Source organism: Alteromonas pelagimontana (assembly GCF_002499975.2).
Lineage (GTDB): Bacteria > Pseudomonadota > Gammaproteobacteria > Enterobacterales > Alteromonadaceae > Alteromonas > Alteromonas pelagimontana.
In genome coordinates this window covers 322539-347308 of sequence record NZ_CP052766.1, presented here as the reverse complement: position 1 = coordinate 347308, position 24770 = coordinate 322539, and the positions used below count along the sequence as shown (strand labels likewise).

Annotated in this window: 12 protein-coding genes; 6 read left to right on the top strand and 6 right to left on the bottom strand. The window is 41.3% G+C overall.

The window, feature by feature from the left end:
- The first annotated feature begins 112 nt into the window (after positions 1-112).
- From CA267_RS01500 to CA267_RS01480, 5 genes are all read left to right on the top strand, one after another.
- A complete protein-coding gene (locus CA267_RS01500) occupies positions 113-3457 on the top strand; it encodes a hypothetical protein (RefSeq protein WP_075609109.1) in 3345 nt (1114 codons plus the stop codon).
- Positions 3450-9359 carry a DEAD/DEAH box helicase gene (locus tag CA267_RS01495; RefSeq protein ID WP_075609110.1) on the top strand — a complete coding sequence of 1970 codons (5910 nt, stop codon included), beginning with the start codon at positions 3450-3452 and terminating at the stop codon, positions 9357-9359. Before CA267_RS01500 ends, CA267_RS01495 begins: the two co-directional genes overlap by 8 nt.
- A gap of 144 nt (positions 9360-9503) precedes the next feature.
- Positions 9504-9770, top strand: coding sequence for a hypothetical protein (locus CA267_RS01490; protein WP_075609111.1), 267 nt, complete (start codon positions 9504-9506; stop codon positions 9768-9770).
- Between the two features lie 154 nt (positions 9771-9924).
- Positions 9925-11490, top strand: coding sequence for a DUF262 domain-containing protein (locus CA267_RS01485; RefSeq protein WP_075609112.1), 1566 nt, complete (start codon positions 9925-9927; stop codon positions 11488-11490).
- Positions 11483-13525 (top strand): DUF262 domain-containing protein, encoded by a 2043-nt coding sequence (locus CA267_RS01480; protein ID WP_075609113.1) that lies wholly within the window; start codon positions 11483-11485, stop codon positions 13523-13525. The genes CA267_RS01485 and CA267_RS01480 overlap by 8 nt, the downstream gene beginning before the upstream one ends.
- 641 nt (positions 13526-14166) lie before the next feature.
- Here the strand turns inward: CA267_RS01480 and CA267_RS01475 are convergent.
- Positions 14167-17316 (bottom strand): tyrosine-type recombinase/integrase, encoded by a 3150-nt coding sequence (locus CA267_RS01475; RefSeq protein WP_075609115.1) that lies wholly within the window; start codon positions 17314-17316, stop codon positions 14167-14169.
- A gap of 4 nt (positions 17317-17320) precedes the next feature.
- Entirely contained in the window at positions 17321-18883 is a 1563-nt protein-coding gene (locus CA267_RS01470; protein ID WP_097349266.1) for a hypothetical protein, read from the bottom strand.
- 62 nt (positions 18884-18945) lie between these two features.
- Between CA267_RS01470 and CA267_RS01465 the strand changes: the two genes are divergently transcribed.
- Positions 18946-20144 (top strand): IS3 family transposase gene (locus CA267_RS01465; protein ID WP_232367583.1). Its coding sequence is split into 2 segments (ribosomal slippage): positions 18946-19216 and positions 19216-20144, totalling 1200 coding nucleotides; the frame shifts between segments, so codons are not numbered across the junction.
- 1206 nt (positions 20145-21350) lie between these two features.
- Here the strand turns inward: CA267_RS01465 and CA267_RS01460 are convergent.
- The 4 genes from CA267_RS01460 to CA267_RS01445 form a co-directional block, all read right to left on the bottom strand.
- Positions 21351-22519 (bottom strand): IS3 family transposase gene (locus CA267_RS01460; RefSeq protein WP_097349138.1). Its coding sequence is split into 2 segments (ribosomal slippage): positions 21351-22267 and positions 22267-22519, totalling 1170 coding nucleotides; the frame shifts between segments, so codons are not numbered across the junction.
- A gap of 20 nt (positions 22520-22539) precedes the next feature.
- Positions 22540-22941 carry a hypothetical protein gene (locus tag CA267_RS01455; protein ID WP_174764368.1) on the bottom strand — a complete coding sequence of 134 codons (402 nt, stop codon included), beginning with the start codon at positions 22939-22941 and terminating at the stop codon, positions 22540-22542.
- A 603-nt stretch (positions 22942-23544) separates the two neighbouring features.
- Positions 23545-23763 (bottom strand): hypothetical protein, encoded by a 219-nt coding sequence (locus tag CA267_RS01450; protein ID WP_075609117.1) that lies wholly within the window; start codon positions 23761-23763, stop codon positions 23545-23547.
- A gap of 21 nt (positions 23764-23784) precedes the next feature.
- Complete coding sequence (locus tag CA267_RS01445; protein WP_075609118.1) at positions 23785-24636, bottom strand: SPFH domain-containing protein; 852 nt, start codon at positions 24634-24636, stop codon at positions 23785-23787.
- Positions 24637-24770 lie beyond the last annotated feature (134 nt).

The following is a 24770-nucleotide window of genomic DNA, read 5'->3' as shown; positions in this document are numbered from 1 at the left end:
GGGTAGTTCACTAGCAGATATAAAATTAATAAAAACAACTGAAAAGATGGAAATGAAGTTTGCAACACTGCGTGTGCGAGCAAAATAAGATTTAAGATTTGGAGAGTCATGCATGAGTGACCTAAGCCCCTTTGCTAACTACGAGAGCAAAGTGAAATCAGCTATTGAAAATTCTGATGTACCTTACGTTGGACTAATCGATGAGGTATTGATTACCGATGAAATGCATTTCGTAGAAAAAAGTATCACTATGTATGGAGGGCAACTTCAAAAATTTGAAAGAGGTCTAAGATTAGCGCCAGCTCTTTTCGTTACTTATCTATCAACTTCAATAAGAAAAAATTTAGGTGCTAATACGTCAGCCATCTATGGCTGTATCAATATGGCAGTTGGGAAGCCAGTGGAAGCAAAGCAGACAAGCGATGAACGCAGTCGGCTTTGGAAGGCCTTTAGAGTCGCTTGTAAAAAACTAGGGCTGCCTATTTCAAACAGGTGTTTCGGTCCAAACTTCATGGTAGACGCTTATTTAGAGCAGGCTGGAATACCAGAAGCAAACTTACCTGAACTCGAAAAAAGAATGGAACTTTATGCAAAAAAGCACGGCTTGCCTGAGGTTGACGACGTTACTGCCGAGCAAGCGTGGTATTCATCCTTCAAAAAGTCGTTAAAGCCACCATTCAGTAAGAGGTCGATTAGAGCTCTTGAGAACGATACGACGGGCTACTATCTAAATCATTTTCTTGAAGAAAAAAGGAAAATTACCGATTTAGGAAGTGAGCAATATACAATCGCTTATTCAGTGAATTTGATGTTTGTTGAAGATGAATTAAAGATTGTAATTCCAGCGCTTTCAGTAGAAAAGGCTTGGACAATAAACGTTGACGGAACCATTGAAACGGTAAACGTCCAAGAGGCAGATTTTCAATTTCTAATCGAAGATGTTGGCTCCAGAAATATTATCGTAGAATGCGATGAGCAAAGGTTCGAGTACCACTTATGGAATTCAGAAAAAGACAATCAGCTGGCGATATTTAGAGCTGATAATGGTCATTTTGTATCTTCCCACTCCCTCACAGAAGAGGGAGAAGCCTTTCCTCCCGGTAAATATATCATCATCAGTAGGTTCGAATTCACTTCAAATGAAATTGAGTTAACTGAATATTTCCAAGATGGCTTTTATATTGGAGATTTCGAGATAAAGCCTGACACACAAATTATTATCAAGCGAGGGCCCGTTAACTTTGCAATTCTTTCACATGCAGAACCAAGTATTTCTTTCGAAGGAACGCTGATAAAGCCCCATACGGGAAAAGATTTCTACTGTTCAAAAGGTATTGAGCTTATTACTAATCTTCCTAAAGAATGGCTTTCCAGTGAGCATAGCTTCGAGTTAGAGATAAGTTCAAACAGTGATACTCCTAATATAGTAATCAACCTCAAATCTGATGAGATGAATCAGGTTAGTTGTTTTGATTACCGTGCTGCTTGTTGGGCTCCTGGATTAAAGCGAATCGTAGTTAAGTTGAAAAGGGTTGGTAGTTCAAGAGTATTGTCGAGATTGAGTGCACTGGTATGGTGTGGGCTAGATGCTATTACTGACGGCTATAAATTTCATATTTCTGAACTACCAGCTGAAGATAACTTCAATATTGATAAGTCATCAAATGTTCGGCGAGATGTTACGAACAACAACCTTGTTGCTATTGATAATGATCTACCCCATATGGACATCTGTTTTAATTTTACGGCAAAAAATTCACAAGTCTTTCGTTTTGCGCTTCAGGGAACCTTTTTATACATCAGCGATTTAAAAGATGGTTTTCGTCAAGAAAAAATCTTGAGCTTAGGCGCGACATTAGCATCAAATTATAATGATTCAAGACGAGTTCGTATCTACTCTTCAGAAGATCCAACTTTAGAAATTGGCGCAAACACTTTACACGATTTTGCTAAGAAACGTTGGTATAAGACAAGCATCGCATCATTATTAGATAAGGTTGATAGGAGTAACAACGAGTTAGTTGCAAACTATGGGGGTGCCAAACAAGTGCTTCTGAAGCTTGTCTCACCACACTACATAGAAAATTGGACAATAGAACAGCAAGCTCAAACAGTTGAAGTAATATTTGAAACTCCTGTAGGGGTTTCCGAAATGGAAATAGTAGCCACAAACTTACTAACCTTAGCTGAAGAGAAAATTTATGTTAGCTCGCTCAATGGCCAGTCAAATTATCGTCAAAAGGGACTGTCTGCAACCCTTTTCCACCACGACACGATTTCAAAAAAGCAAATACTGTCAGTGGATGTTTCTGAAGGTGAAGATGGTCCGTGGCTATTAGAATTCACTGCGTCAGTAGATGGTAAGTGGGGCCGATTCTCAAACAAGAGGAAGGACCACTTTTCGGTGGGCTTTGTATGTGCAAGCGGGCATCTTATCAATTTAGGAAACGATTACTTCACGAAATTAAGGGAGTTTAGTTCGGAACACTTGATAGATTTGTTTGCTTTGTTGACTAAGAAGCTAAACAGATGCTTTGAGGTGAATTCTTGGAATTCTCTGGAGTGGATTAAAGGTATCTGGATGTTCATGCTCAATTACATTGGGGGTATCGAAAGCAGCAACAGGGTGATTCGTCTTACTGCCTACCAAGCTTCCGAAGAAGATTCACAAAGTTGGGTACCACAAGTTAGTCTTGGTGCATATTCTAACAATATCTATTCTGGTTGCTTTAATAACTATCGAAAACTGGACGCGCAGAACAGTACTCGGCTAAAGACCTTGAAGTTGGCGGGCGAGGTAAATCAGTCTTTATTAAATGCCATAAAGACCGAGAAGTTAGCTCTAGCAATAACCGTCTTTTTTGCAAATAAAAGCGAATATGCAGATCCAAATTCACAGGTTGAACCTGTAGAATTTAATTACGAGCAGTACATCCAATCTATCCCATATCTGTTTTCCGAAAGTGATTTCGACAAATTGAAGCGTGGCGATATTAAGCCAGCGTATGGGGACTTACTGGGTGGAAATCACTATGCTTACAGCCAACTGAAATTTATAGAAAACGAAAAATCAGCTCAAGAGGGGAATGATTACATTAGACCTCATTTTAATACGCTTGTAATAAAGGTTGCGCGTGAGCTTGGCGAATCTGTACCCATTCTTTTACCGGATCATTACTTTGGTAATCACGATTATCTCATAGAGCTTCTCGATGCTGTTTGTAAATTCAGCTCCTATCTGACGAAGTCTTACCGCGCAGCTCACTGGGAAAAAACGGATATAGTAAAAGTTTTAGACCGCTTACAGCAACAAGCAGGAGCGACTGCTGATATTAAGTCGTTGCTTAGCTATTTCTTTAATGTATGCGGTGATATTTTTCACTTTTACCTCTTACTCTGGGAAGTTTACTTTGTATCGGAATCAAACAACGAAAAAGGAAGTTTAGCTAATGTCTGAAGCCAATCCATTAGTTCTTAAAAATACACTAGAAGAAACGCTCCGACGTTATATAGCGACTACAGTTCCGATACATTCTCGATACTCACAGTTGTATAGCTCGTTTTGGAATTCGTTAAATAAAGAGTCACTGGTCGAAGGCCCATATATCGAGACAGTACCTGACTTTGAAAAAGGGCGTGCTCTAAGTGAATTTTTGAACGTCAACGGTGGTCCACTAAACGATGCTTTCACACAGCTTGGTGATGACTTAATTAACAGACGACTGCACCTACATCAAGATAAAGCTCTAACGAAAGCTTGTACTGAGAAAAAAAATCTAGTTGTTGCAACTGGCACCGGTTCGGGAAAAACAGAGACCTTTCTTTATCCTATTGTTAACGAAATATTGAATGACCCGGAGTTTGACAAGCCTGGTGTTAGAGTCATTTTAATTTATCCGATGAATGCGTTGGCTAACGACCAACTCAATTTTCGAATAGCCCCACTATTAGGCAAACAGCTTAGAGACCAAAACATAACGTTTGGACGCTACACAGGCCAAACTAAAAAAGCTGCAAGTCGTTCAGAAGTAGTAGCAGAAATGCTAAATAACGTTAAGTTAGATGAAGAATTTGACGGCGAGATCCCGGATAATTGGCTCGTAACACGTGAAGAAATGTTAAAAACACCACCAAAAATCTTGGTGACGAACTATGCAATGTTAGAGCATCTTCTCTTACTCCCTGTTAATGCTCCCTTATTTGAAAACTGCAAATTGAAGTCACTGGTTCTCGACGAAGTTCATACCTACAACGGGTCGCAGGCGACCGAAGTTGCGATGCTTCTTAGGAAACTAAAAAATCGACTTGGTGTCGACTACCCAGTGCAGTACTTCGCTACAAGCGCTAGTTTAGGTGACTCTGAGGAGTCTGAGTTGAAACTGAAAGCTTTTGCTTCACATTTATTCGGCGAAGCAGAACCTGAAATAGTTCGCGGAAAACGCATTACTCACAGCGATATTTTGAGGAACCAGGGAGCGAGCTTTACTCTAGGCGCAAATCATTGGAAGGTAGTATCTTCCGTTTTTGATGTTTTTTTAAGCGACAACTCCGATGCAGATGATCAAGATGGTCTCAACTTTATCTGTACTTGTGAAGACCATGGACTTTCGTTAAATGCGCTATTGACGAAAGAAGAACTAGAGTTAATAGATGGGGCAGAAAACCAGCAAGAGCTATCGCAAGCGCTGTTTACCGCATTCTCACGAAACTTAGAGGTTCAAACCGCTTCCGAACATTTACATAATGGGGTAACACACTTTACTGAGCTCGCAAATTTGGTTTTTGCCAATAGTGATAATGATGATCTAGAAGAAGCTTTAACGGGTCTTGTAAAGATTGGAATATATGCGAAATCTTCGACAGATTCTTTCCCACTATTACCGTGTAAACATCACTTAATTGCATCAGCTATCGAAGGGTCTTGTGTCTCACTGGATAATTCGGAAGAAGGCTTTAATAATTTAGAGTTACGTTCTCACCATCAGACAAAAGATGAAATCTTCTATCCATTACTCACCTGTCGTCAATGTGGACAGCCTTACATTGAAGGTTATCTTCATAACTCCACTTTGCATAATAGATACCCTTCATCAAATTCTAATGCTCAACGCAAAATATTTTGGCTGGGAAAGCCTGCATCGTATGAGAACTTTGATGAGGAAGATGAAGCAGAATGTGGGGGGACCAAAAAGTGGACCGCGCTCAATATTAACCCAGTTAATGGCGACAAGGTCAACAATGGTGGAGTAAAGCTTTACGAATTAAAAACTGAAGACGATGAGTTTGATAAAACTAGTTATCTCAAGCATTGTGCGGCATGTAATTCGAAGGCATCTGGTTCGAATGCTGAGATTATTACTCGCTTCTACCCAGGCAATGAGTCCCTCTCTAGTGTTGTAACTCAGAAGGTACTAGAAGCACTTCCAGCAAAGAAAAATAATCAAAGACCTGCCGCTGGAAGAAAGCTACTTACGTTCTCTGATAATAGGCAAGATGCAGCTTTTTTTGCTCCCTATTTTGAGCGAACCGCTAATGATTTCGCTCACAGAGGGGCTATTGTTGAAGCGCTCCAAGATGTTGAACATTCAATACCGTTCGATACTCTGGCTAATAAAATCCGCGTAAACTGGGATAAAAGAAATAGCTTTTCATATCCCGATGCAAACGGCCAGCTGAGGGAATACTTCGAGGACGTTAAAGATATTCTTACTGGAAAACTGGCTGCAGAGTTCTGCACACCTCCAGGGAGGCGTACCTCATTAGAGTCCCTTGGGCTTGTGGATGTTTCTTATGATCAGAAATCTATGGATCGCCTCGTCAGGGCTCTTGCAAAAGAGTTTGAAGAATTGGATAAGCAAGAGATAGAGACCCTTTGCTTAATAATGTTAGAGCATATCCGGCGTAGTAAAGCAGTTATAAACATTCCAAATAGCCCTGACATGAACAGCGCTACCATATGGGGAGAGCGTTACAGAGGGATAAAAACTTTTGAGCTTGAACGAGCAGGTGGTGAAGCAACTCACTCTTTTATCACTCAATTGGGCTCATCGAGAAATAATCGCAGAACGTGGTACCTTGTCAATCAACTTGGTTGGGATCAAGATTTTAGCAGGCGGTTTTTGAGCGCTGTTTGGGAATGTTTAACCAAGAAAAGTCCCAAGTTCTTAATCAATAGTGGAAAGGGTTATGCCCTTGATGCAAGTTTAATTCAGTTGAAAAGAGGTCGTAGCGAGGCTCTAAAAGAGTGCAACGTTTGCGGGTTGAGGCAGAAGTTATTCATACGAAACAAATGCACAGCATTTGGTTGTCATGGCGAAGTAGGGGAGCCAGCTACCGATAAATTAAGCTCTGACGTTAATCACTATATTCACTCATATACCGAAGTGACCTCGCAAATTGTTCGAGCAAGAGAGCATACTGCATCTTTGTCTACCGGATTGAGAGAAGAGATTGAATCTGAGTTTTTTGATTCCAAAGTAAACGTATTGAGCTGCACCACGACAATGGAAGTAGGTGTTGATTTAGGGGATCTAGAAGCGATAGTTAACCTAAACGTGCCACCTGGCGTCGCCAATTATCAACAACGAACTGGGCGCGCTGGGCGTAGAGCACAAGCTGCGCCATTTTGCGTAACTGTTGCGCGAAATTCTAAACATGACCGAGTTGTTTTCGGCGACTTTAAAGAATATCTAAAGCGTACGCCCCCCGAGCCATTTGTCAATTTAACGAATAAAACACTTATACAGCGTCATCAATTATCAGTATTGCTCTCCAAATTTCTTGCAAATAAGTTATCCTCTGATGAGCTAAAAGCTCCAAAACTTATTGATTTATTTGGGGTTGAAATCACTTCAGGATTTAGTAAAGAATTTAGAAACGAACTACTGGCCTGGTTAGAAACAGAGAACGGAAAAGTTGCAACGGATGAAGCAAATCGAATTTTAGAAAGGCTACCTTGTAAGCAACGCGCGATTGTGGAATCACAAATAGACGATATAAAAGTGTTGTTCGTAAGCGAATTGGAAAATTTTGCTCAACTAGTTGAGCAACGATGTGTGACATATCTAGGTAAAATAGAAGATGCACGACAAAAAATAATCGATGGAGACAACGATGCTAGCAAAGAGTTAGCCCGTTGGATACATCAGAGAGATAGCTACTTAGGCCAGTTTTTAGTCAACAAGCTTTCTGAAAATGGCTTAATACCAACATATAGTTTTCCAATTCATTCTCTTACGTTGGAGGTTACTCAGAAAGAGAAGGAGTACAAAAACCAGTTTTTGAAATCTGATGTTGAATTGGTTCGTGATGCTTCTTTGGGGATATCTGAATATGCTCCTGGTTCTGAAGTTATTGCAAATGGTCGTATATGGCGAAGTGCCGGGCTGGCATATTCGCCTAGAGACTTTATGCCGACCAATGTAGTTACGATTTGCAGAACTTGTAATCATGCGAATGTCGCTGAATGCGAAGAGGACAAACAAACAGTATGCGAGAACTGTAAAAGTCCACTCAATGAAACTCCTTTGCCGTTCATCAAACCAAAAGGTTTTATTACCGCTTTCAAAGATTCTAAAGGTAAAGATCCTTCCTCTACTCGCAAGCGTTCAGTTCAGGCTGAGGAGGCAAAGCTTATTGTAGTGCCTTCTCCAGAGCAGTACGAGCAAAGTGATCATTCAGCTGTGTTTAAAATGTTTATGCCGGCATATTCGAAGAGTGATATCAGTGGTCGACTCTTTATCTTGAATAAAGGGTTTAAAAAAGCAGGCTATTGGAGGTGTCCATATTGTAACTTCATGACCTCTGCTGAATCGAGAACGCCTCCCAGATCTCACGAAATGCCAGAAACCGGTAAAAAGTGCCTTAATAAGCAGTTTAAGAAAACCTCCTTGGCTCATGAGTTTCATACCGATGTAGCTATCTATAAAGTCACTATACCTATTTCGGTGGACGACAGTTCACTCAGCGATGAACAGAAAGCCGAGCGTAAAAACAATATTGCGGTTACGCTTTCCGAAGCTCTGCGTTTGGCTTTTGTTGAAATGATCGAGGTTCCGATATCAGAAATTCGCGGCTTATTTCGATTTGAAAATGGGGCGTTGATACTCATAGCTTACGACGGCGTACCAGGAGGAGCGGGTTATGTAAGCCGTATTTTTGAGACGATATCAACTAAAGAGATATTGCAAAAGGTAATACAAATTTTAGATTGCCAAAATGATTGCGAAACAGGATGTATCAACTGTATTTGTGATTATTCGAATCAAAAGTACTGGGACTCTTTTTTAAGGAAAGAAGCTAGCCTTTACGTAAAAGGTTTGATTGACGACTTTCAGTATTCACACCCGATTCAAAAGCTGGGTGCAGTCAAACAGAAGTCTACAAGTTTTCAAGGATTAATTGAGCAGTTCGAAAAATTTGAAGAAGTTATCTTTACTATGCCGCACCTTGTAGATAGTAGTTCTTTTGACAAAAGAGACTTGGACTGGCTCATCAACCTTCTCTCCAAAATAAAGGTAAAGATATTACTTCTTAACGAACTACCGAATAAGTTTGAAAATACGCCTGCGTCTCTCAGGGCTGCTATAGATTATCTGAAACCTTATATTTCTGACGGTGTGTTAGACGTTTCGCATATTTCAACTAAACTCACTGACGAGCAATTGATGTGTATTCCATTTGCTATTGGCCTGGGAAAAGACGAGGAGGCTGACTCTCTTTGGTTCGGTAATGCTACCCTCAACTTCAATTCGAACAATAAAGTATGTGGCGAAATTTATCAGTTAGCGAAAAAAGACTATGCGCCAGTTGTAGCTTTGCTGTTATCTAATCTTGAGAAAAATAGATATTCACCGGACTATTTTTCCAGTAGATCGCCTTTTGGCGTGTTTCCTTATCGCTCAAACGAGACTCGAAATCTAGAGACTGTTTTTGATTATGTAGAGGGCAAGCATATAAAGTGTCTTCATATAAGAGATCCTTATTTAGCTAGCGACAATTCTATTAAATACCTTGGGCAGCTTTTGTCGACATTTTGCAAATTAACTAATGAAGTAGAAAGAATAAAACTTGATTGTCGAATGATGGACAACAGTGATGATTATAGAGATTACGAGTCGAAGGTTGCTAATACCCTCATCAACGAATGTAATTTCGACATGAATGCATTCGATATTTCTGTTTTCCCAGCGAATCATAGGAGAGGGTTCCATGATCGCAGAGTGTCTTTTGAGATCATTAATTCTGACGGCGCTAGCGAAACTGTGGTGTATGAGCTAAGTGGGGGAGTGTCACATCTTCTTAATAGTAATTATGAAACATGCGTAACTATGTATAGGGTAGAGGACTATGGAAGTTAAAGGACCTCATTTATCTTTTGCCCGGTGCATTTTTGGAGTCCGACAATAAAATCAATCATCACCTGACGCCAGTGACAAATCGCAATAGCCTTTTTGTTACTGGTGTTCAAAGATGAGTATATAAGGTAATCAGGCCAGTCTAAGATGGAAGAAAAAGTTCAAAAAATCATTAAGTACTTAAACACAGTCAAAACCCGTTGTACTTATGGTGTTGTAGCTGAGATTCTTGGCGTAAACTCGCGTTCTGTGGGCATGTATTTGGGAAAGCGTCGCCCTGAGGTATCTTGGATTGTGAACGCAAAAACAGGTGACCCTACGGACTACGAGGAATCAGAAAAGCATCCAGAGCTATATCGGACTGAGCGTATTATCAAGTCAGCTGAGGTACTTCGAAGAAATATTGGTGTTTGAGCGTTTCAGAATGATTGTATGATTTATTTTCTTTTTTAATCTTGAACCGACAAAGTTAGCAAGATTTTTTAAAAAATAATCACAAACATAACGGTAGCGGTCAAAACTAACATGCTAGATTTTAGATGCGGAATTTATATGGCAAGGAAGGTGTATGTCGGTTGAAGTTGCGAGTTGTACCTTAGCGCAGTTGTTCAGTAGTCAACGTATCGTTTGTGCTAATAATACGGAAATTGTTGGAGAGTTAGCAATACCTGAATACCAGCGCCCTTATCGTTGGGGCGAAGTGCAAATTAAAAAACTGTTGAGTGATTATCAGCTTTTCTTGGATGATTTGTTACAAAACCAAACTCTTTACGGGTATTACCTAGGCAGCGTGATTTTGCATCAGTCAGCGGAGAACGGTCAGTTAAATATTATTGATGGTCAGCAGCGCTTAACCACCTTAGCATTAATTATTTATGTACAGCATTTATCTCGTATTACTAAAGCTACAAACACTTTTGATGATAATAAATTTAATTGCAGCGCTTTCGAATTGTCGCTTAGTTATGATTCGCCAGAGTCACAACAACAAATCGTCAAAAACCTTGCTTGGTTAAACGAGCAAATAAAAGGTGATTATGCCAGCCAAATTGCTACATTTGATGCCCATAAAATCAATTTAACATTGGTTGTTACTCGCTCAGAAGATGATGCATACCGTTTTTTTGAAACCCAAAATACAGGAGGCGTTAGACTAAGTGGACCAGACATTATTAAAGCGCATCATCTTAGGGCTGTTGAAAGACAAAGCCAGAATGAGTTTGCCGCTAAATGGGAAGCTTTAGGCGATCTAAACCCCGTTGTTAGCTCCATAATTAAGGGGCGCTACTGGCAAAAATTGTACAATAGAATTGTACCTTCCCATCGGCAGCCTCATCTGGTGAGAAGTGCTGTAGTAAATGAGCTTGGAGAAAGTACGGGGAAAGGTGAGGATATAGCGTTTGGCCGCTTTGAACGTGCTTATTTGCCTGATGGCAGTCAAATAGATAAACAAGCACAGCAGGGTTATGAGCTAAGGCAGCCATTGAACAGTGGTGTTAATACCATTCATTATTTGAGCTATTTTGAACAGTTAAGAGACAAATATTTAAAGAGTGGATTAAAACAAAAAAAGATAAATGTTAATACTTCTGATATTAGTGGGAGTACACTTTCGCGCTTTTTCCATTTTTATCGAAACCTCATCTGCCAGCTTGATGGCTGCAGCTATTTGAAAGGGCTATATGATACGGCTTTGATTATTTATATTAGCCAATTTGGTGAGCAACAATTAGACATTGCGGCGAAGAAATTGTTTCGCGTCATTTACTCGCCTCGCGTAAGCAATCAAAAAGCGGTGAGAGAGAGTTCTATCTCCGCATTTGTTCGCGATACCCCTGTATTGGATTGGATTACAGCCAGCTACACTCCAAAAATGTGCTTCGATTACCTTGATCGCTTTAGCTTTATGGCAGACCCCGCCAATTTAGCAGTTGATAAAAACAGCGTTAAAAAACGTTTTGTATTTAACGTATTGCAGCACTTAGGTATAGAGCTTGTTAAAGACGACTCAGCCCAAGCAATTGCCGACAATTATACAGCACAGTTGGATGCTTATATTCTTCCTTTAAGTGCTGAAGCAGAGCCTTCGAATCAGGTGCTTACGCGCAAGAGTAGTGGAGGACTGCATGGTTAATATAGTTACGAGTGAAGCCAATGGAAAAGGAAAACGATTGATACAGCATCAAGTTGAAACGCAAGTGCTAACGTTAAGTTACATTCAAATGAATGAATATCAATTTAGCATACCTAGTTATCAGCGCCCTTATATTTGGCCTGATGAAGCCGTGCTAAAGCTGTTTAAAGATATTAACGATGCGCGCGTGGCGAAAGAGCCCAATTATTTTATTGGTACGGTGCTAACGTCTCTAGAGCAAGACGAAGATGGAAATGGTATTTATGAGCTGATTGATGGACAGCAACGCACCACCACATTAATGCTTATTGCACTTGCTTTTAAAATGGCAAAAGTCGATTCAGCTATTGCTGATATCGCCGCTTTCAACAAGCAACCTAGACTGCAATTTAAAATTCGTGACCAAGTGCAGCACTTGTTGGGTAGTTTAGCAGGCCTAGATGATTATGTATTTCCTGGATTGGAAGCTATCGATGAAAATCCCTATTTGAATCGCATATACGCAGCATTGCAAGTATTAGAGCAACAAGTAAATGCGCTGGAAAATCAAGACCGTGTTTTACTAGGCGATTACATTTTCAAAAATGTGCAATGGGTGAATAATATTGTACCTCCACAAATGGATTTAAATCGTTTATTCGCAACAATGAATACTGCCGGCATACAGCTTGAGCAGTCCGATATATTGAAGTCAAAGTTGCTTAAACAAATCTCAACTGATAAGCCATTATTCGATGCTATGTGGTTAGCTTGCGAACATATGGAAAACTACTTCGAACGTAACGTACGCAAAGTTTTTCCTAATGCCCCGTGGAACGATATTGAGCCTGAGCATTTAGCCTCCTTTAATGAAACGTTATTTGTAAAGAGCTATGGTGGGAATACGCACAAGCAGGGCTTGACCATCATGCAACTGGCAGAGCAGTTAGAAGCAGCTGCAGAGAGTGATAACAAAAATAGTGAAGATAACAAATTGGACAATGAACAGGATGCTGGCTCCTACGATTTAGAAACCGAAACAGTATACTGTCGTCCTATCATTAGTTTCCCACTACTACTCATCCACGCTTACCGAATATATTTAGCCAACCGTGCTGTTGAGTTTGATGATACAGACGATGTAGTCCCTCGTGTGCATGCAGATAAATTATTAGAAACCTTTGAGCCGCTGACAAAGGCCAGTGAAGAAGAAGTAAAAGACTTCATCAAAACCTTGTGGCGAGTACGTTATCAATTTGATCGATGGGTGGTTAAGTGGGTTGAGCGAGACGATAGTGATGATGAACAACTACGATTAACTTATCTAACAAAAAGCGAATCAGGTGGTAAACGGTACATTAATCGTACCCAAAAAGAACTAAATAAACTAGTGATGCTCCAAAGCGTGCGAAACTTTACCGGTGAGCGCAGCGCTCAGTATTGGCTCACGCCCTTTATCGCGGGTTTGATAAGAGAAAATACTACTGAAGATGCACAAGCCATCGCTTTGCTCGAGAAAATTGATAACGATTTGTCATTAGCTGCTGATTCAGAGACTCAAAAAACTGCCAGTTTTAAGCAAGCTAAACAACAGCAACCTGTAATCGACTCTTGGCAAAAAATCGTTGATTACTTTGCAGAGCCTCGAGGAACCAGCTTTGAACATTATTGGTTCCAAAAGCTGGAATACATATTGTGGAAAAAAGAAACAAATAGGCATCTCAAACAATTTAGCAATTACCGTATCACGGCGAAAAACTCGGTCGAGCATGTATATCCTCAGCGTGAAGAATACCAAAATATAATAGAGCGTGACTTTTTGGATGCTTTTGGAAATCTAGTTTTATTGAGTCCAGGTGAAAATTCGTCATATAGCAATCAAGCGGTTAAAAAGAAATTAGTTGATTTTGAGGCAAAGCCTCAATATGAGTCGTTAAAGTTAAAAGCCATGTTCAAAATATTGAAAGAACAGGGTGACTGGCAGAAAACGCAAATACAACTTCACCAAAAAGAGATGTTAAATGCGTTAGCAGCCCACTATGGGTTAACTAAATGATCGCAATCCAGTAAACGGATATCAGAAGCAGCGAATAAACATAGCTTAGATAAGACGCGTTAAAAAGACTCAAAAAACCAGAAGTGAAACAAGAGGTTTTGGCTGAAATATCATCAATATCCGGACTGAAGATGTTTTACGCGGGACAAAATTTGGCACTAAAGAAAATAACTACTTACATCAAAGCCGAACTCACTATTTATAGCGGAGGGAATTTCTTTTTCTCGCAGCTCCAATGTGGAGAAACTGTCCACAGAATATCGTTCTAAACGATTACCCCTTAAAAACAAAAACGCGTTTCCAACTATTAGCGAAAAACGAAGACTTGTTGAAAAGGGGTATTCAATGCCGGACGTGTAGCGGGAATTTATTTGCTCTTGAATCTCAGCTTCAGATTTAGGTGTGACGTTTATTTCCATCTGAAGACTTTCTTTACCTTGCCTTTGGTGAAATATGCGAACCGCTTTTATAAGCTTTTATATCCTGAATATATAATTATATATTTCTGATATGAAAGTGCTGGAGCTCTTTAATCTACGAGAATTATCTGTATCGATCTAAACTAACTCTCTGGCAATACTTGCAATGACTGTACTCGCGAAGTGTTCATGCCTCGCTGAAAGCTCCTGCGTTTTTATTCATCATTCATGGTGCAAGGTCACCCAAGTAAACAACAGTCTTAGAAAGCAAACATAAGCTCTACTTCGTCTTGATAGAGGTGGAGTACTTGATTCAGACTTATCAGCTACTAGGGGGCGTTCAAGCAAATGTACACTAACGGTGCCATGCTTCTCATAACTGAGAAAACGGCCCTCGTCACTTGTTATTGTTTTAACGCCGGGTACGTGTCTAATATTTTGCGCGTAGTTGTGAGGTACTATCACTTCTATTGTGAGTTCAGGAAAAAGTTTCATAACGACATTTTGTATCCAAAAACGAAGGTCCGCTCGATACTGTTGCCTTTTACTGCCATCAAATTGTGAAGGTGAGGGGAAATACCATCGAAGGCGCAAGTGTTCTTCTGTAAACCCGAGTAGTTTTAAGAGTATCAGCAGAGAAAGTGTGGCTTCACAATCATATGAGCGGATTAAAAAGTCTTTTGCTTTGACGAGGTGTTTTTCTAGCTTTGCGATTTTCTGTAAGTCCACCCGGTTATCGATTTCATCAAATGTGCCGAGGGCATCGAGTTGTTCGGCTAGTTCGCTTGTTATTTCATGCTGACGGGCCGTCATGTTTTTGTACAGAGTATGTATATGGCTGCTGTTGCTCGGTTGGTTGTGAACTCGTTCATCAGATACGGGATCTAACTCAACGATATCTGCAACTTGTTGTCGCGTGATAGGCAACTCTCGGGCAATTTCTTCTGGAGAATGGCCCTCAAAGTGCATTTCGAAGCATGTACGTACCAGCGAGAGTGTAATTTCGCTTGTCTCATCTTTTTTAACGAGCTTGCTCTCAAGCCACTGCGTAATATTTTGTTCTTGCTGCTTCTCGCCTATTGCTTCATACGTTATCTGCTTGGGAAGCGCTGTTAAAAGGTGGGCTTTGGATGTTGGGTAATTGTCTATTCTACCGTAGTCATCTATCGAGATATTCTGCCCCCAAAACTTACGTAGTAAACGAGGTGAGGGACTGTGGTTTGTAAATTTTAGGCGGTGTAAAAATTCGCTGGTATGTATGTAAGACGCCATGGTGACTGCGGGCGAACTGTGACCAAGAAGAATAGATACCGCCCACAATTTCTTCCGCGAATACTCTACCAGCGCCAAGCGCTTCATTATTCTCTGCCTATTGGACACGTCGAAATAACCGTGACGAGTAAACGGGTAAAAGTTTACCTTATGTTTCTCTGGTAATGAAAGCAGCAAGTATAGCCAGTTGGCAAATGAATGGCGGCAATGATGAAAGCGCATTGTGGGTTCGGCTGTGATTAATTTCATTGCCTCGGTAGCAAGTAAAAATGCCTCATTCAAGGGGGCTTCATCGCCAAATATTTTGGACTTCTTTTTCTTAGACTTGGTTTTTGAGGTGCGTAAATACTGCTTAAGCTTTACAAGCTCCTCTTCTGGCCAAAGCACATCCAGTGGAATATTTCTGGCACTTTGAGGGGATTTTAGTTCACGGTATTTGTTTGGCCTTACGTGCAAATTAATATAGTCATCACCCAGAGAGTGAAAATCGGCATATTGCAAACCGGCAATTTCACCTCGTCGTAAACCGCTGTAAAAGCTAAGGCAAAAGCATAACTGTGCCAAGTGCGAGGCTTTGGTATCTAGCCGGTTAAGCGTACTAATGACGCACTCGGCTTCGTTTTGCGTAAGAATGTTGGCATTTACACTGCCACGGGAAGACGAGATATCAAGGTCAGACAAACAGAGGTCGGGTACTAAATCGTTCATTACAACAAAGTCAGCAAAGTACAAAATATAGTCTCGGTTATTTGAGTTTATATTTTCTGCTGCCAAGTTTAGTTTTTCAGCCCACGTGTGCCCATCCATTCGCTCAGCTTTACAATCAATAAACTCTTGGAGCACAGGTGCCGCCACACTGTTTATATATTTCTTTATGGTTCTTGGCCTTAAGCGTTTTTTACGCATGCCTCCATGCGCTAGTAGGTGATACAGCCAAGATAATAAAAGCCAACAAAAGGGCGTTGTCGTTGCATTTTCTCTTTCTTGAAGCCACAGCCTAAGATGCTCTTTTACCTGTGTATAATTTCGGGCGCTTTCTTGTCGAGACAGTATTTTTATTTGATCGGAAAACTGCTTGACGATTTCGACTTGCTCTAAAGTGCTTAACCCGTCCTCAATGTTCCTTGCTTCTGTAGTCTCGGTCTTATCGTTTCTAAGGCTAGATAGCCAAAGTCCACGTTGGTTTTGGGTTATAGATATTATTTGGTGAGCCGTTGTCTCATGGATTACGCACATACCTGTCATGACCCTATACAGTGTTTTAATAGACAGAGGCGTCGACGGCATCAATTGCTTTTTTTGGGCGTAATTAGAGGCGCTAGTTTTAAATATGTATTCGGTGCGAAGCATGGCACGCAATGCACCTATTTGAACGCGAGTGGATGAAGGAATGATGCGTTCAGCAATCAGGGTATTGTTTATTTCCGTAAGGCAATTTTTTGGTTTGCCAACATAGCTGTTCCACAATGCCCGCAAAAACAGTTCTGCAGTCGAAGATAGCCATATTCTTTCCTTCCCCTGATAAAACCAATGTCGAGATAGGGTTTTGACATTATTGGGCTGATATACAATAGCCGTTAACGCGGCGGTACTATCAATACCTTCTTTAAGAAATAACCACAGAAGGAGAAAGCCAGTCTGTGTTTCTGGTGAGGCTAAATAGCTTAGCTGTTTTGCTTCGTTTTCTAATAGATCATATAACTCTGTTTGCAGCCTTGATGTTAAGAAGTCATCAGGTTTAAGAAGAGGGGCATTCTGCTTTATTTGATAGTTTCGGTCTATTTGAACCGATGTAATACCAAAGCTCTGTTGTGCCATTCTCAACAGTAAATGAAGCAGCATGAGCTGAAAATTGTGTAGCTGAAAGTCTTTACTCAGTTTTTTTATTACTGCAGACACACTGTTTGAAACGATTTTTTCATTGTTTAGCGTAACAAGCTGTTGGGTAAGCGTTAGGACCTTATCAATATTATTATTAATATCGCTTGATGCGAGCTGTAGGTTTTCAGCAATGACTAAATAAGCACCAGACTCTTCTAAAGCTTTAGTTTTATATTGGTTTAGGAACTCAGGTGTAAAAATGGTCTTTATTGCTGTCAAACGATTACGCCCTTTTCCGTGTTAGCAGTGAAGGGATATCACGCCAACCAAGTTCATCCATCATGCTATTTAATGTCGGTAGCAGTGCCTGAATTGCCTCCACATGATTTAATTCTGAAAATTTTTCTAACGCTGTCTCACCTGTCATCCAATGCCCCAGTTGAAACTTTATAAGCTCTTGGTGAATGTTGTTCTTTTGTAGGTAACGGCGCATATAGTGTCGGCCGAAGTTTAGGGGAAATGGAAAATACGTGTTCAAAAATGTGGGTGAGCTGTTCTGTACTACTTTTTTGATATGACTGGCATGCTCGTCACTTTCGGTAAAAAATAAAAACATACCGTCAGTACCGCTAGAATTCTTAATCGCCAAAAATTGCTCGAGCCGCTCAGTCTTTGAAGTGAGCTTAAGGTGCTGTAAGTGAGATGAATGGGTGAAATATTGTTGCGCAAAGTAAGAGAAATTCACGGCTATTAAATTAGCAAACGCTTCGAAATGTGCTTGGTAATGCAAAATCTGTGATTTTAATATGTCGGGGCAGGCAACAACCCTTGTATGATTGAAAAGTGTTTTGGAGTCTTTGTCAGATATACAAATACTTTGATATCGCAAAAGCGCTAAGTCTAGGCTTGGTAAGGGGTTATATACGGCGCGATAGCCTGTGCCGCTCTTGAGCATGATAATGGTATAAAGCGTGTAGGCATTGTGATAATTCACGAGCCCTTCCAAAGTAGATGACACCGCAAAAGGTTTATTTGAAAGGAGTATTGAAGCCTTTTCACTTATCCATGCTGATAGCGCATCGGCTTTTGGTGTGAACGCAGAGCCAACACCTCGTTCCATTTTTAATTCACTGCTAATAGTTGGCGTCAAAGAATCACTATTTTCAGCTTGTTGATGAGCAGCCTCAGTGAATAATGCATTCCATAGCTCATGAAGTTCATCATTGATTTCTGTTTCTGTGTAGTAGGCATAGTGCTTTGCCGAGCGACTTTGATAGCGTGTTTTTTCTGCAAGTATGTCGAGTAAGACAGGGTCGTAACTTTCATGTGCTGAAACCCAATTTATTAAATGGTGCTCAATCCTGGTGAGACTTATTTGAATACTGAATTTTCGATTCAGAACTTTCAAATAGCGTTGGATTGCATCCTGCCATTCAAGAGGTTTCTTTTGTTGTATAGGCTCAATAAACGTATCAGAAAAGTAGGGTGATACGTGCGTAACTAAGTGTTTGGGCAGCGTGATAGAAATAACGCTCGAAACAGGTAGCAATAATTCGTTATGGACAGGGGACAATGTTGTAGGTTCTGGCGCGACATTCAATAAAATATCACTACCATCAAAATGAAAGCCGACTTCTTTTTGTGTCGACGCTTGTTTGATGCTGAGAACCGATTGTAAGTCTCGCGCTGTTATTAACACTATTAGTAATACCGCTCTGATTAGCTTTTTGTCGATTCCCCCGATAGCGCCGCTTGACGTGTTTGTTAATGAACGTATTAAGAGTTTTAGTTCATGAGGTTGCAGGATAGTGCGGCTGGTAGGAAGTAGGTTGTGATGTAGTGGCATAGTGAATTTGGCCACCTAATTAGAGCTGCTATGATAGCAGCATAACAACATTAGGTGACAAAATGGCTAAGAAGAAAGGCCCGAATTTCAGTCCTGAGTTCAGACTCGAAACAGCACAGTTGGTGGTTGATCAAGGTTACTCCCATAAAGAAGCAGCCGATGCGATGGGTGTCGGTTATTCCACGATTGGTAAATGGGTGCGCCAATTGCACGAAGAGCGTCAGGGTAAAACACCGCAGGCGACACCGATGACCGACGAGCAGCGTGAGATCAGGGAGCTTAAGAAGCAGGTTGAACGTCTTGAATTAGAAAAGGAAATTTTAAAAAAGGCTTCAGCTCTGTTGATGTCGGACTCCATGAAACACTCGCGTTAATCGAGAGACTGAGTCAGAGCAATAAACGCCGTTATTCGATTAACCATCTGTGCGCGATACTGGATGTCCATCGCAGCACGTTTAAATATTGGCAACAGCGTGACAAGCGTCCATCGCCGGAAGCCATCAGGCTTCGCAGCCTTGTTCGTGAAGCGTATCGTCTGAGCGGCAGTTCAGCAGGGGCCAGAACCATTGCTGATATCATCACGAACGATGAATCGCACGATATTACCCTGACGCGTTATCGCGCAGGACGCTTTATGAAGGCAATGAATCTAGTCAGCTGTCAGCTTCCCAAACATGCATACCGGAAAGCAGCACAAGAACATGTTGCTATCCCAAACCTGCTGGACAGGCAGTTCGTGGTAACCGAGCCGAATCAGGTTTGGTGTGGTGATGTTAGCTTTATCTGGACAGGCAATAGGTGGGCTTACCTAGCAGTCGTTATGGATTTGTTCGCGCGTAAACCAATAGGCTGGGCGATGAGCTATTCACCTGATAGCAGCCTGACCTGTCAGGCACTGACAATGGCGTTTGAGTATCGCGGACAGCCAAAGAACGTAATGTTCCATAGCGACCAAGGTACTCACTATACCAGTCGTAAATTCCGTCAGTTAATCTGGCGATATCGTTTAACACAAAGCCTTAGTCGGCGCGGTAACTGCTGGGATAATAGCCCAATGGAGCGCTTCTTCAGAAGCCTTAAAACAGAATGGGTTCCAACCACAGGCTATCGAAGTTTTACCGAAGCCAAACGAAAGGTTGGTGATTATATTCTTGGCTATTACAGCCGACTGAGACCGCATTCATACAACGGTGGTTTAACCCCGAATGAATCGGAGAAGCGTTACTGGAATAGCTACAACGGTGTGGCCAAAATAACTTGACCACTACATGACAGCGCCTAATGTCTATATTAACTTTCTTTGTATTGAACCAGTGAAGAGCACTATCTTTTACAACTGATATTGATGCCTGCTCATATGGCTGGAGTAGAGGAGGGGGCGACGACGATTTGATGATCGTAACGTCGGGTAAGTCCTCGCTTTTTGTTACACCCGCTTCTTCGTAAATACGTGGTAGCTTTTGCGTATTTAGCGATGGCGTCATTAAGTCATCGGAACCCGTTATTCGCTCGTATCTTTTTTTTGAGTAGTGCCCACGTATTTGTTTGGCTGTTCTTCTCTCATGTCTTCCTCTTGTAACCCAGTCTAACCTGTAAAAGTGTTCAAGTTGATAGAGGTAGCCCAACTGCGCTCGGGGTAGATAATTGTCGTCATCGTCACTTTTTAAACGCTCCTTCAGGGCAAAAATATTTTCTACAGTTCTATCGAGACTGCTCTCCCGGAAGCATTCATCTCTGGTTGACTCATCGGTATATAACATCCTGAACGCACGGACTGACTCTTCAGCTCTATTTTGGCCGACAATTTTAGTTTCGTTGTTTAAGTAGTGCTCTAGAAATAGAAGAAGCGCTGCTGCAGCGTGGGAGGTTCTATTATCACTGAAAATAAATAGCAGAGAATAAATTGGTCGTTCACTCTTCCATCCCCGACCGTGCGACTCTTTCCAAAACGCTGAAGAGTTTTTATGTTGATAAGAGTGAATGATTAATAATGAAGCCTTTAATGAATTATGGTCTATGCCAAACAAAGTCGTCACGCGAGAAGGGTAAAGAGAGAATAGATATTCGACAGTGGCTATCGCTTTGCGCAACCCTCTTAAATCGGACGGGCAATCAATCATTTCAAGCAACTTCGCCATTGTGTTCAATTGCTCTTCATCAATGAGATTAAAAATATCAGAAAGTGTCTGTTCAGATAAATCTGCCATATTCCTAATTAACGCCTAAACAGTTCAGTTTTGCTAATTGATAAATGGCTCGCCAATTTTTCTGCGGTATCTATATGTGGAAATAGTGCGCTCCACTCAGCAGATTGAAACAGACTTTTTTTACCTTCGTCTTTAGAAAACCATGCTCGAAGATAAAATCCGATTTTCTTAGCATCGCTGATAAAGCACTTTGATAGTAAGTCGTTTGTAAGTGAAAAAAGGGCGATAGTGACGTGGTCAACCAAATTCACACAACCCAGTTAAGCAGCTTTTCCTAAGTTAGCCATTTCAGCCTCATATTGACTTGGACTTCTGTAATCCAGATATGAGTGCATTCTTTGACTGTTATAAAACATTGTGATGTATTGCAGGATATCCTGCTGAGCAGCGTGGCGGCTCTGGTAGTGGCGCCATTGCACACGCTCTTGCTTTAACGTGCCGAAAAAGCTTTCCACAACGGCATTATCCCAACAGTCACCTTTTCGACTCATGCTGCCTGTAACCTTGTACTGTGCCAGTAATTTCCTAAATTGACGGCTCGCGTATTGCGAACCACGATCCGAATGATGTATCAGGCCCGCTTTGGGTTTACGTTGCCATAGAGCCATTGTTAACGCATCAAACACAAGCTGAGCATTCATCCGCGAAGACATACTCCAGCCCACGACTTTTCGTGAGAACAGATCAATTACAACGGCCAGATACAGCCAGCCTTCTTGCGTCCAGATATAGGTAATGTCCGAGACATACGCCTGATCCGGTTTTTGCGCATCAAAGTCGCGTGACAGCACGTTCTCGAATACAGGTTGCTGATGGTCGCTGTTAGTCGTTACTTTGTATTTTCTGCGCCTTCTAACGCTAACACCGGCCTCCTTCATCAAGGTGCGCGTTCGTTGTTTTCCAACCGGATAACCCAGTGAATTCAGCGCTCGTTTCATACGCCTTACGCCATAGGTAAAGTCACTGGTATCTGCAATTTTCTGTACCCACTCAATTAGCTCATCATGCTGTGGATCTGGTTCAAGTTGTTCGTTACGTCGCATGGCGCTGTAGTAATTATGACGACTAACTTCCAGAACCTGGCACATCAGGCTAATCGGCCAGGTCTTCTTATGTTGGGTGATGAAACCGTATTTCACTTGGTTTCTTTGGCAAAGAAGACCGTCGCCTTTTTTAGGATCTCTTTCTCCATTTTCAGGCGCTTATTCTCTTCTCTGAGCCGACGGATTTCTTCCTGTTCCGGCGTCAACTTACCATTACCACGAAATGCATGGTCACCTTCTGACTCCTGCTCTTTAAGCCAACGCCCCAACATATTTGCGCTAATACCAAGGCTACGAGCTGCCTCAGTAATCTTGTAATTTTGTTCTGTAACCAGACTCACAGCATCTAGTTTGAATTCTTTTGAATAGCTTTTTCGGGTTTTCATATACACTCCAGTTGAGTTAATTATCTCTTAACTGGGTGTGTGAATCTATTGGAGCACGTCATAGCTTTCTTAACTGACTCACTAGGTTTCTTTTCTAGAATGAAGACAGGTATCTTGGCATCTTCTTGTAACCGCAGTTTAACTTGAGCATGTTGCAATGAGGCGAGTGTAAAGGTACCAGTTAGCGCGCGATAATTTTTTCTGAAGCGGTAACAAATTATAGGTGATTGCAACGCGAGCAGATTATAAAGCGTTGCTTCTTTGTCGTTATTGTCCGATGTCGTTCGTATACCTGCAACAGGATTGGCTGAAGCAAAAAGCGAATGGATGACGTCATCAAAAGCTATTTCAGAAATTAAAATTTTTCTGAAATCTAAACCGTCCAAAATTTTTTCGTTGAACTTATCTAATTCACTGTCCAATCCGTGGTCCTCATTTGTGTCAAATTTGCGCAAGTTTTGCGTAATTTTGTGATCAAAGTTGAGCTAGTTTTGGTGACAATTCTGCGTCACTTTTACGCCGAAAATGTATACTTTCTAGCGACTTATATGCGCTACATTGAGTACTTTTCGACGCTTTTTCTGCGACCTAAATGCCATGAGATGAGTTCTCTTTGAGCGCATATAGCCGATATTCGAGTACCAAAGTTCTCTTTATATAGCGAAAGTTTGATGATTTTTATGCGTTTTAAGTACTTTTAGATTGTGGCTAATTTGTGACCAAATTCAAGTAAAAAGTAGGCTAAATAGATTGGGGTAAAGGTCTTTTAGTTGATTTTGTTGGGAATTATGTGATACAACGATTATCAACCCTTTTGATTCATGTCTTGACATGGTAGAGGTCGCCTGTTCGAATCAGGCTAGACGCACCATTCTCAAAGGCTTCACGCCGGTAGTGTTATTCGATATTCAATTATCTTTGTTACCTTATCTTCTCTTTTTATTTAGCAGTTAGTTAAGCTTTGAACGGCGCAATCATGATTTAACACATGTTTGCGCCTCAGACAGTTTATCTTGCCCCTGACCTTAAGAATCAGGTATATCTTTAGCTGAAGGATTTACTTCTTCTACTTCAAGCACCACTTTTTCCACCAGTTTAATACGATGTTGCTTTAGCAGTGCTTCCCGCAGCACATATTCAATTTGTCCGTTTACACTACGCAGCTCATCATCAGCCCAGCGTTGCATTGCAGCCAACACATTGGCATTAATTCTAAGGGGATAAGCCTTTTTTTTATCGGTCATCCGTTTGCCTGTAAGTCATAATTAATAGAGACTGCCGCTGTTTATAATGGGTTGAGCCGCTTTATCTCCACATAGCACCACCAGTAAATTGCTCACCATATGCGCTTTACGCTCTTCATCAAGCTCAACTATTTGTTGTTCGCTTAGTTTGGCTAGCGCCATTTCTACCATTCCTACCGCACCTTCGACAATTTTGCTTCTGGCAGCAATAATAGCAGCGGCTTGTTGACGTTGAAGCATAGCGCTGGCAATTTCCTGAGCGTAAGCGAGGTGACTGATTCGCGCTTCGTGAACGGTAATTCCGGCGCGGGACAAACGGTCCTGGATCTCTTGCTGAAGTCGGGAAGAAATCTCAATAGGATGACTACGTAATGCCACTTCTGCTTCTTCATCATCGCGAGGATCATAGGGGAAACTGCTGGCCATATTTCGAATTGCAGACTCGCTTTGAATAGTAACGTAGCTTTCGTAGTCGTCAACTTCAAACACGGCTTCAGCTGTATCACTGACAGACCAGACGATAATCGCTGCAATTTCTATCGGGTTGCCCTGATTATCGTTTACCTTCATTTTTGCACTTTCAAAATTTCGAATTCGTAATGACACTGTTCGACGCAGGAACAGCGGTATGGTCCAACGCAGGCCGGTGTTCCGCTCAGTTCCGACATAGCTGCCGAATAACGTAAATACCTTGCCTTGATTGGGCTGCACCATAAAAAAGCCGCACCACAACAGGGTTATAATAATTACGGCAATAGCAGGCGCTACGCCACCAGATTGCAGCAGCCAGTAAACAGTCGCAAGCTGAGCAACAGGTAGTAGCACCAGCGCCATAATGTATCCGTTAATGGAAAATCCTTGCTTTTCGTTCATAAATAAACTCCTTGTGATATCATTTTGATATCACTATGGCTGTAATTTCATTGTTGTCAACGCCTCCCTCAGGAATGTCTCTGGAGTAAATAAATGACGAATAAGTTGTAGCTGGCGAGCGAAGCCAAAAAAGA

What these genes read in the sequence shown, in the direction of transcription:
- CA267_RS01445 (WP_075609118.1), bottom strand. Translation starts at nt 24,636, where the DNA reads ATGAACGAAAAGCAAGGATTTTCCATTAACGGATACATTATGGCGCTG.
- CA267_RS01450 (WP_075609117.1), bottom strand. Translation starts at nt 23,763, where the DNA reads ATGACCGATAAAAAAAAGGCTTATCCCCTTAGAATTAATGCCAATGTG.
- CA267_RS01480 (WP_075609113.1), top strand. Translation starts at nt 11,483, where the DNA reads ATGGTTAATATAGTTACGAGTGAAGCCAATGGAAAAGGAAAACGATTG.
- CA267_RS01495 (WP_075609110.1), top strand. Translation starts at nt 3,450, where the DNA reads ATGTCTGAAGCCAATCCATTAGTTCTTAAAAATACACTAGAAGAAACG.
- CA267_RS01500 (WP_075609109.1), top strand. Translation starts at nt 113, where the DNA reads ATGAGTGACCTAAGCCCCTTTGCTAACTACGAGAGCAAAGTGAAATCA.
- CA267_RS01490 (WP_075609111.1), top strand. Translation starts at nt 9,504, where the DNA reads ATGGAAGAAAAAGTTCAAAAAATCATTAAGTACTTAAACACAGTCAAA.
- CA267_RS01485 (WP_075609112.1), top strand. Translation starts at nt 9,925, where the DNA reads ATGTCGGTTGAAGTTGCGAGTTGTACCTTAGCGCAGTTGTTCAGTAGT.
- CA267_RS01470 (WP_097349266.1), bottom strand. Translation starts at nt 18,883, where the DNA reads ATGCCACTACATCACAACCTACTTCCTACCAGCCGCACTATCCTGCAA.